We start from the raw sequence: 9306 nt of genomic DNA, 5'->3' as shown, positions 1-9306 counted from the left end.
CTGCGGTTTCCGCGGTAGAGACTTTCGAATGTGTCCCACTCCCGCGTGGCGGGAGAGGGGACGCGCACGTCCGGACCCGCCTATGCGGCGCGCAGCACCACTTCGGCCGGGACGTAGTTGAGGCCGAGCGCATCTGCCACCGGCTTGTTGGTGACCTGGCCGGAATGGATGTTCAGGCCTTCGCGCAGATGCGGGTCGTCGAGGCAGGCGCGGCGATAGCCCTTGTCGGCCAGCGCCAGGGCGAAGGGCAGGGTGGCGTTGTTCAGCGCCACGGTCGAGGTCCGCGCCACGCCGCCCGGCATGTTGGCGACGCAGTAATGCACCACGCCGTCGACGACATAGGTCGGGTCGTAATGAGTGGTGGCCTTCGAGGTCTCGAAGCAGCCGCCCTGGTCGATGGCGACGTCGACCACCACCGAACCCGGCTTCATCTTCGCGATCATGGCCCGGGTCACCAGCCGCGGCGCCGCGGCGCCGGGGACCAGCACCGCGCCGATCACCAGGTCGGCCCCGGTGACGTATTCCTCGATCGCGTCGACCGTGGAGTAGATCGTGTTCAGCTCGGCGCCGAACTGCAGGTCCAGCTCCTTCAGCCGCTGCAGCGACTTGTCGATCACGGTGACATGGGCTTCCAGCCCCATCGCCATGCGCGCCGCGTTGGTGCCCACCACGCCGCCGCCCAAGACCACGACCTTCGCCGCCGGCACGCCCGGCACGCCGCCCAGCAGCATGCCGCGCCCGCCCTGGATCTTCTCCAGGCAATGGGCGCCGCACTGGATCGACATCCGCCCGGCGACCTCGCTCATCGGCGCCAGCAGCGGCAGGCCGCCGCGGGCGTCGGTGACGGTCTCATAGGCGATGGCGACCGCGCCGGATTTCATCAGCAGCTCGGTCTGGCGCGGGTCGGGCGCCAGATGCAGATAGGTGAACAGCACCTGGCCGCGGCGCAGCATGCGGCATTCGTCCGGCTGCGGTTCCTTGACCTTCACCACCATGTCGGCGCGCTCGAACACATCCTTGGCCGAGGCCACGATCTCGGCGCCCGCGGCGCGGTAGCGGTCGTCGCCGAAATCGATTCCGGCGCCGGCGTTGGTCTCGACGATGACACTGTGTCCGTGATGCACAAGCTCGCGGACGGAGCTCGGGGTCAGGCCGACACGATACTCGTGGGTTTTGATTTCCTTCGGCACGCCGATGAGCATGTTTCCCCCGGGTTTTCATTGCCGGCATCCGCCCTGCGGGCGGTGCCTGTTACCGATTCCTACCGCAACCCCGCGTGGAATGTCACCACCTGTCGGCACCGGGTCCGTCCCGCTCTGCCGGGATGGATCGAAATCCGCGGGCTGCGCGCATGCCCGCCGCGGGTTCCCGCGGTTGCGACGAAGCTTCATCTCCCGGAAGATGGCCGCGCGCTGCATCTTCGGATCGGTGAAGCCAAGGAGACGGACTGTGACGTTGCTGAAGATCTCGAACATGGGCCATCCCGTGCTGCGCCGCATCGCGGATCCGGTCGCCGACCCGACCGATCCGGAGATCGCGCGGCTGGCCGAGGACATGATCGAGACGATGCGGGATGCCCCGGGAATCGGCCTGGCGGCGCCGCAGGTCTACCGGCCGCTGCGCCTGATCGTCTTCGCCGTGCCGCCCGGCCGGCAGGAGGAGGGCGAGCCGCCGGCGCCGGAGGGGCCGACGGTGCTGATCAATCCCGAGATCGAGGCGCTGGAGGAGGAGAGGGTGCTCGGCCTCGAAGGCTGCCTGTCGATTCCCGGCCTCCGCGGCCTGGTGCCGCGCTGGCATCGGATCCGCTATCGCGGCTTCGGGCTCGACGGCGAGAGAATCGAGCGCGAGGCCCAGGGCCTGCATGCCCGGGTGGTGCAGCACGAGGTCGACCACCTGGACGGGGTGCTGTATCTCGACCGGCTCCGCGACCTCAGCGACCTCGCCATGGACGCCGAGGCGGATTATCTCGCGGACAGACTCAAGGATTCAGGCTCATGACCGACTCTGCCGCGACCGACCGAACCGCAGACCGGGCCGAACAGCGCGATGCGCTGCTGCTGGCCGCCCTGCCGCATGTCGCCTTCGACGGCTGGACCGGCCAGGCGCTGCGCCGCGGGGCAGAGGCTGCCGGCTTCGGGCCGGAGGACATCGCGAATGCCTTTCCCGGCGGCGTGGCCGAGCTGGCGGACCATTTCCATGACTGGGCCGATCGGACGATGGTGGCCCAGTTGGAAGAGGCAGGGGCGGCCTATACCGAATTGCGGGTGCGCGACCGGATCACCGAGGCGGTGCTGACTCGCCTCGACCTGCTGCTGCCCTATCGCGACGCTGTCCGCCGCGACCTGTCGCGGCGCAGCCTGCGGCCGGTGTCGCGCCGGGGCCTGTGCCAGCTCTATCGCACGGTGGATGCGATGTGGCGCGCGGCCGGTGACAGCGCGACCGACTTCAATTTCTACACCAAGCGTGGGCTGCTGGCCGGCGTCTACGCCTCGACCCTGCTGGTCTGGCTCGACGACCGGTCGGAAGAGCAGGAGATCACCCGGGCCTTCCTCGAACGCCGCATCGGCGAGGTGCTGGCGATCGGCAAGCGGATGTCCGGGCTGAAGCGCGTCGGCGACTGGGCGGAAGCGCCATTCCGGCTTGCCGCCCGGCTGCGGGAAGGGCGAGGCGCGGTCGCCGAATAGGGATACAGTGTGGGTTGGGTCGCGATCGCGACCCAACCTGTCGGCCAGACTACTTCTTGCGGAAGGCGTCCAGGGCCACGACCTTGCCGCCCTCGACCGGGGCGTTGTTGGTCTGGCTCTTGCCGGTCGGGCCGGCGACGACATTGTCGTCCTGCGCGGTCTCGACCTCTTCGGCCTCGCCGTCCTCCACCTCGGATTCGGCTTCCCCTTCGGCGCCTTCCTTGGCGGATTGGAACTGCAGGGCGAAGTTGACCGAGGGGTCGGCAAAGGTGGTGATCGCGGCCAGCGGGATCACCAGGCGTTCGGTCTTGCTGGAGAAGCTGAGCGAGACCGAGAACCGGTCCTCGCACACCTCCAGGCCGAAGAACTGGTGCTGCAGGACAATGGTCATCTCCTGCGGGTACTTCTGCCGCAGATATTCGGGGATCGCGACCCCGCGATGATTTGTCATGAAGGTCAGATAGAAATGATGCTCCCCCGGCAGGCCGGTTTCGCCCACCTGGGTCAGCGCTTCCCTGACCACGCCGCGCAGGGCGGATTCGACCATACGGTCATATCGGAGTTCTTCGTCCATCCGGCCACACTAGACCGGGCCCGACGGGTTGAAAAGGGAGACGCGCGCACAGCCCGGGCCCGATCCCACTTTCTTCGAAAAAAGAAGTGGGGCGTTCTGTTGCTGGGTGCCCCAAGCCCCACCCCGACGGGGCTAACCGCCGAGGGATTTAAGAGAGGTCGCTAAGCCGCTTACGCGGCCGCGCGAACCTCAGCAAAGTTGTCATTGGCAACTATTGCGATGGCCCGATAACGGCGGAACCATGCCGGACGAAAACCTTTCCTTTACTACACGCGTCGATCCTATTTCGCCCCCATGCTCCGTCCAACACCGGAGATTTTGGTGGAGGCGCCGGGTACCGCCCCCGGGTCCGCAGCGTCTATTCCAAAAGGCGTTTATCGTCATAGTCGGTTGCCCGACCCCCCTAAGATAGGGGCAAGCCGGCGCAGATGGAAGGGGGAGTGTTCCATTCCGTCACAGCATGAAATCCGCGGCGGTCAGCGCCGTGGCCGACTGGACGGTGATCGCCATGTCCGCCACCCGGTCGCCATCGATGTCCATCAGGACCGCATAGATGCCACCGCTGCCCTGGACGATCACCTCGTGGCCCGAGCCGGTGAAGGCACCGCCCGCGGTGAAGCCGAACGCCGTATTGCCGTTGGCGCCATTGCCGTCCGCATCGATCGGCCGGAGATCGATCTTGTCGCCCTGGGCGTGGGAGAAATCGGTGATCGTATCGCGGCCGGCTGCGGCGACGGTGCTGTCGGACACGGCCTGATACAGGAAATAGTCGTTGGCCGCCCCGCCGGTCAGCGTGTCCGCACCGGTGTTGCCCATCAGGACGTTGGTCGCGGCACTGCCGGTCAGAGTGACGTTGAAGGTCGAGCCGTAGACGTTCTCGATGCTGATGTAGGTGTCACCCTGCGCATTGCTGCCGGCGCCGGTGTTGGTGGCCAGGTTGACGGTCACGCCACCGGGGCTGTCGTGGTAATAGGCCCAATCCGATCCGGTGCGGCCGTCGAGAATGTCGGCACCGCCGCCGCCGACCAGGCGATCATCGCCATCGCTGCCGGTCAGCCTGTCGGCGCCTTCGTTGCCGTAGAGTCCATCGGCCCCTGCGTCACCGTTGAGCGTGTCGGCGCCGTTGCCGCCCTGCAGCGTGTCGTCCCCGGACCCGCCATTGAGGGTGTCGTCGCCGTTATTGCCGGTCAGCGTGTTCGCGCTGCCGTCGCCGGTCAACGTGTCGGCGAAGGCCGAGCCCCACAGATTCTCGATGCTGACATAGGTGTCACCGGCCGCCTCGCCGGTGTTCACGGAAGAATTGGCCAGGCTTGCCGCCACGCCGGCGGTCGCCTCGTGATAATAGGCCCAGTCCGACCCGGGACCGCCGTCCAGATGATCGGCCCCCAGGCCGCCGACCAGCTTGTCGTCGCCCGCGCCGCCCAGCAGCACATCCGCGCTGCCCTTGCCATATAGCACATCAGCGCCGTTGCCGCCGTCCAGCGTGTTTGCCCCACCATCTCCGGTCAGCCGGTCGTCGAACGCCGAGCCCATCAGATTCTCGATTCCCGCCAGCACATCGCCCTGGGCGTCGCCGCCCGAGGCGGTGTGCCCCAGCAGGTCGACCGTGACACCCGATCCGGACTGCCGGTAATCGGCGGAATCGGAGCCGACGCCGCCGGTCAGGATATCTGCACCCGCGCCGCCGGCCAGGACGTCATCGCCCCGGCCGCCAGTCAGCTGATTCGCGGCGGAATTTCCGATCAGTGAATCATTGCCATCGCCGCTCCAGGCGTTCTCGATGACGGTGCCGGCGGCCAGGGTCAGGGCTCGGCCGGCGATGGAACAGGCACCGCTGTCGAGGTCGATCACGCAGGCGCCGGTCAATGCCGCGCCGTTGATGGTGTCGTTGCCGCCGGTGTCGGCCAGGGTCTGGCGCCCGGCCGCGGCGCCGATCGTGGCGAACTCGTCGGTGTAGATATAAGTGTCATCAGGGCTCGACGCGTCGCCATAGAGGTGCAGGGCCCAGGAATTCAACACCCCCGTTTCGCCGCCGGCCAGGTCTCGGACGGTCAGCGTCCAGGTGCCCTGGCCGGTCTCGCCCCAATCCTGCACGCTGCCGACGGTGAAGACGACATCGTGCTGATTCGACCCGTCAGTGGCGATGGCGCCGAGGCCGGGCCGGTCGATCAGGATGCTCTGGGTGCCGTTGGGCGAGGTCAGGACCAACTGCAGGTCGCCGATCCAGTTGTGGCTGATGTTCAGCGACACCTCGACGCGGTCGATCTCGATGCCGTTGGCGATCGCCAGGGTGGAGGAGACGCCGGTGGCATTGCCGTCGGGGATCGCGAGGGCAGGGGTCGTGGTGGCGGAGAAGCTGATTTCGTTGGCGCTGGTGTGCGGGGCGCCGGTCCAGCTTTCCGCCAGCCGAACGGCCGCCTGGGCATCGACCAGGCCGAAGCCGATGTCGTGGTTGACCGTCAGCCCGCCGCCGTTCCAATTCGTCGCCCCGTTGGTTTGGTCGCCGGACGCGGCCGGGGTGGTCCTGGCAGAATAGGCCAGGATCTCCTCCACGTCGCGCCAGCCGAGATTCGGGTTGGCCTGCAGCATCAGGGCGACGACGCCCGAGACCATCGGTGCGGAGGCCGAGGTACCGTTGAAGCTGGAGGTGTAGTCGCCGGCGGCGTAGCCGGCGGCGCCGACGCGGTCCGTGGTGACGATGGTGCCGGCGACCGGGCTGCCCGGTGCGCCGACCAGGACGGTGGCGCCGGGGGTCGAATAGTCGGCCAGGCTGCCATCCTGATAGGTCGCCCCGACCGTGATCGTCCATCGGTTGTTGGCGAAGCTGTGCAGGTTGGTGTCATCGCCGTAGTCACGGGCGTTGCCGGCGGATTGGACGATGATCGTGCCCAGCCCGTTGCGGCCATGCGCGGCCGCGTTCAGGGTCGCTCCGGCGGCTGCGGCGAAAGTGGTGCCGGAGAAATTGTCGATGAAGGCGGAGTTCGCGTCGTCGAAGAAAGCGTTGCCGTAGCCCCAGCTGTTGCTGAGGACATCGGCATCCGTGGCCGCATGGTTCCGCGCATTCGCCGCCCCGGCCGGCAGGCTGCTGAACAGCAGCGGGTCGTAATAGGAGATCAGCGTCGACTCATAGGCGACGCCGACGATGCCGATGCCGTTGCGTTCGCCCGCGATGATGCCGGCGGTGGCGGTGCCGTGGTCGTCATCCGACGTCACCGGCGCGCCGCCGGTCCCGCCGGTGGCGGCGTTGAAGCTGTGCGCGGTGTTGATGTTGTCGTTCAGGTCGGGGTGGCTGAAGTCGATGCCCTGGTCGTGCAGGCCGACGACGACGCCACTGCCGGTATAGTCATCCCAGACATTGCCGAGATGGATGCCCCACGGACCGGTCAAATACCATTGCTGCGCATAAAGCGGATCGGTCGGGGCGGCCATGGCGAAATATCCTGATCAAAATACGCCGGCACGATCCTACCTGAGAATAGCCCGCTGTTCTGCGGAACGATGAGGGTGCAGCGGCGCCCCGGCGCGGCTACAGTGCCGGTCGACCCGATGACGGACCGATGACCCGATGACAATCACCGCCGACCAGCGCGCCGAACTCGACCAGATCCGCGCCGAGACCCACGCCACGCGCCGTGCCACCGTGCCGGCGCTGGAGGAGATCCTGTTCGAGCCGCTGCCGGTGCTCGATCACGGCTTCGTCCGCGTGGTCGACTACATGGGCGATGATTCGGCGGTGGTGCAGGCGGCCCGCGTCTCCTACGGCCGCGGCACCAAGAAGGTGTCGGAGGATGAGGGGCTGATCCGCTACCTCATGCGGCACTGGCACACCACGCCATTCGAGATGTGCGAGATCAAGTACCACGTGAAGCTGCCGATCTTCGTGGCTCGGCAGTGGATCCGGCACCGCACGTCCAACGTGAACGAGTATTCCGCGCGCTACTCGATCCTCGACCGGGAGTTCTACCTGCCGGCGCCGCAGCACCTGGCGGCGCAGTCGAGCGTCAATCGGCAGGGCCGCGACGCGGTGCTGGAGGGCGAGGAGGCGACGCGGGTGCTCGACCTGCTGCGCGACGACGCGGAGCGCTGCTGGCGCGACTATGCCTGGATGCTGAACGAGGAGATCGACGGCGTCGACGCGCCCGATCCGAATCGCCAGGGCCTGGCGCGCGAACTGGCGCGGATGAACCTGACGCTGAACACCTACACCCAGTGGTACTGGAAGACGGATCTGCACAATCTGATGCATTTCCTGCGGCTGCGGGCCGATCCCCATGCCCAGTACGAGATCCGCGCCTATGCCGACATCATGCTGGACGGCATGGAGCGCTGGGTGCCGCTGACCACCCGCGCCTTCCGCGACTACCGGATGAACGCGGCGACGATCTCGGCGCCCGGCCTGACCGTGCTGCGCCGCCTGCTGGCGGGTGAGGCGGTGGCCCAGCCGGACAGCGGCCTGACCCCGCGCGAATGGCGCGAGCTGATGGCGGTGCTGGCCCAGCCGGCCTGACCGGAACGGTCACAGGATCGGGCGAAGGCCCGATCCGCCCCGCCCATCATGCGCGGGATAACTGGCGGCATGATGCGATGACATAGGGCGGGCGGCGGCCCGGCCGGCAGGATGCGTCATGCCTTCTTCGGCCCGATCCCGGACGGGACGGGCCCGGGCTCCGCCGTCTTTCCGATCGTTGCATTCCGGACGAGATATGAAGCGAAAGACCGTCGTCGCGGCTATGGCCGTGTCGGCCGGCATCATCCTGGCCGTGGTCGCATGGAAGATGTTCTGTCCGAATCCGGACGCGCTGTGGCAGATCGTCAGCGAGCAATGCGTGCCGCAGGCCCGTGACGGTGCCGCGCACAACCGCTGTGCGAAGGTCGATCTCGCCGCCGGCTATGCGGTGTTCAAGGACCGCAACGGCGTCGGCCAGTATCTGCTGATTCCGACCGACCGGGTCGCCGGCATCGAAAGCCCGCAGCTGGTCGCACCCGGCGCGCCGAATTACTGGCAGGCGGCCTGGCAGGCGCGCAGCTATGTCGAACAGGCGCTGCAGGCACCGTTGCAGCGGCAGCAGGTCGGGCTGGCGATCAACTCCGTCCGCGGCCGCAGCCAGAACCAGCTGCACATCCATATCGACTGCATGCAGCCCGGCGTCGCGACGACGCTCGCGGTCGAGCGGAACGCGCTGGGCGACCGGTGGACGGATCTGCCGGTGCCGCTCGCCGGCCATCATTATCGTGCCCGCCTGATCGACGATGCCGCGCTGGCCACGACCGATCCGTTCCGGCTGCTGTTCGACGACATCCAGCCGCGTGGCGAAGCCATGGCGGACCAGACGCTGCTGCTGACCGGGACGACCCTGCCGGGCGGCGGGCCGGGCTTCATCCTGCTCACTGACCATGTCCAGCCCGGCGACAACGCCTCGGCGGAGGAGCTGCTGGACCATTCCTGCAGCGTCCGGAACTAGGTCAATCCAGGTTGATCACCGGCTGGCTGCACAGGTCGAGGCTCCAATACTCGGCCTCGGTGCCGTCATGCTCGCGCACCTTCACGTCGAAATAGCAGCCGCCACGCAGGTCATCGACCGGAATCTTTGCTGATTCTCCGGGCGGCAAAGGATTCGCCTGCAGGCGGTTATAGCCCCAGGAGCTTTCGAAATCGGGCGACACGCGGAGGTCGTCGATCTCCACGCTCCGCTTGTTCTGGATCCGGACCGAATCCGGCAATGCCTGTGCGGCGGCGCCGACGGCAAATCCGGCGGCGAGCAGCGCGAGCAGGGCAATCCGGCAGCTGCGTCCTATCAATCGCTGACTCCGACTGGTGGCAACCGGCCGCATCCGGCGCCACGCGAATTGCCCCTCTTATCGGATCGATTTGTGGCGAGGTGGTGACGTTGTGGCTCTTGGGCTACGTCGGAGCCCAAGAGCTGCCGCGGCAGGCCGTGCCTATTCGATCACGATCCGCGGCGCGGCCTGGCCGGAGCCGGCGCTGACCTTCTCCCACACCCGGGCGGCGATGGCACGATAGACTTCGGCATGCGCGCTGTCCGGCGC

At 67.5% G+C, this 9306-nt stretch carries 8 protein-coding genes and 1 other RNA gene; 4 read left to right on the top strand and 5 right to left on the bottom strand.

All coding sequences use genetic code 11. From position 1 onward, the window contains the following. Nucleotides 1-80: 80 nt before the first annotated feature. Nucleotides 81-1202: an alanine dehydrogenase gene (gene ald, locus AC3XYG_RS29855; RefSeq protein ID WP_489143514.1), complete on the bottom strand. Its 1122-nt coding sequence runs from the start codon at nt 1200-1202 to the stop codon at nt 81-83. Nucleotides 1203-1449: 247 nt separating this feature from the next. Between ald and def the strand changes: the two genes are divergently transcribed. Beyond that, entirely contained in the window at nt 1450-1998 is a 549-nt protein-coding gene (def, locus tag AC3XYG_RS29850) for a peptide deformylase (protein ID WP_489143513.1), read from the top strand. Next, entirely contained in the window at nt 1995-2684 is a 690-nt protein-coding gene (locus AC3XYG_RS29845) for a COQ9 family protein (protein ID WP_489143512.1), read from the top strand. Before def ends, AC3XYG_RS29845 begins: the two co-directional genes overlap by 4 nt. A 49-nt stretch (nt 2685-2733) precedes the next feature. Here AC3XYG_RS29845 and AC3XYG_RS29840 read toward each other — a convergent pair whose 3' ends face one another. From AC3XYG_RS29840 to AC3XYG_RS29830, 3 genes are all read right to left on the bottom strand, one after another. Further along, nucleotides 2734-3231: an SspB family protein gene (locus AC3XYG_RS29840; protein ID WP_489143511.1), complete on the bottom strand. Its 498-nt coding sequence runs from the start codon at nt 3229-3231 to the stop codon at nt 2734-2736. Between the two features lie 112 nt (nt 3232-3343). Beyond that, nucleotides 3344-3696, bottom strand: a transfer-messenger RNA (tmRNA) gene (gene ssrA / locus AC3XYG_RS29835). Between the two features lie 15 nt (nt 3697-3711). Next, nucleotides 3712-6687: a S8 family serine peptidase gene (locus AC3XYG_RS29830; RefSeq protein ID WP_489143510.1), complete on the bottom strand. Its 2976-nt coding sequence runs from the start codon at nt 6685-6687 to the stop codon at nt 3712-3714. A 136-nt stretch (nt 6688-6823) separates the two neighbouring features. Between AC3XYG_RS29830 and thyX the strand changes: the two genes are divergently transcribed. Further along, the gene (thyX, locus tag AC3XYG_RS29825; RefSeq protein ID WP_489143509.1) at nt 6824-7765 is read left to right on the top strand and encodes an FAD-dependent thymidylate synthase; all 942 of its coding nucleotides are present in this window, start codon (nt 6824-6826) and stop codon (nt 7763-7765) included. 196 nt (nt 7766-7961) lie between these two features. Beyond that, entirely contained in the window at nt 7962-8720 is a 759-nt protein-coding gene (locus tag AC3XYG_RS29820; RefSeq protein ID WP_489143508.1) for a CDP-diacylglycerol diphosphatase, read from the top strand. 1 nt (nt 8721) lies between these two features. On the opposite strand, the gene AC3XYG_RS29815 is transcribed toward AC3XYG_RS29820, so the two are convergent. Beyond that, nucleotides 8722-9090 (bottom strand): hypothetical protein, encoded by a 369-nt coding sequence (locus AC3XYG_RS29815; protein WP_489143507.1) that lies wholly within the window; start codon nt 9088-9090, stop codon nt 8722-8724. Between the last annotated feature and the right edge of the window lie 216 nt (nt 9091-9306).

The sequence above is a fragment of the Inquilinus sp. genome (assembly GCF_057815775.1).
Note: the sequence above shows the minus strand (reverse complement) of the source record. Positions and strands in the feature narration are given on the sequence as shown.

What these genes read in the sequence shown, in the direction of transcription:
- ald (WP_489143514.1), bottom strand. Translation starts at nt 1,202, where the DNA reads ATGCTCATCGGCGTGCCGAAGGAAATCAAAACCCACGAGTATCGTGTC.
- AC3XYG_RS29845 (WP_489143512.1), top strand. Translation starts at nt 1,995, where the DNA reads ATGACCGACTCTGCCGCGACCGACCGAACCGCAGACCGGGCCGAACAG.
- AC3XYG_RS29840 (WP_489143511.1), bottom strand. Translation starts at nt 3,231, where the DNA reads ATGGTCGAATCCGCCCTGCGCGGCGTGGTCAGGGAAGCGCTGACCCAG.
- AC3XYG_RS29830 (WP_489143510.1), bottom strand. Translation starts at nt 6,687, where the DNA reads ATGGCCGCCCCGACCGATCCGCTTTATGCGCAGCAATGGTATTTGACC.
- thyX (WP_489143509.1), top strand. Translation starts at nt 6,824, where the DNA reads ATGACAATCACCGCCGACCAGCGCGCCGAACTCGACCAGATCCGCGCC.
- AC3XYG_RS29820 (WP_489143508.1), top strand. Translation starts at nt 7,962, where the DNA reads ATGAAGCGAAAGACCGTCGTCGCGGCTATGGCCGTGTCGGCCGGCATC.
- AC3XYG_RS29815 (WP_489143507.1), bottom strand. Translation starts at nt 9,090, where the DNA reads ATGCGGCCGGTTGCCACCAGTCGGAGTCAGCGATTGATAGGACGCAGC.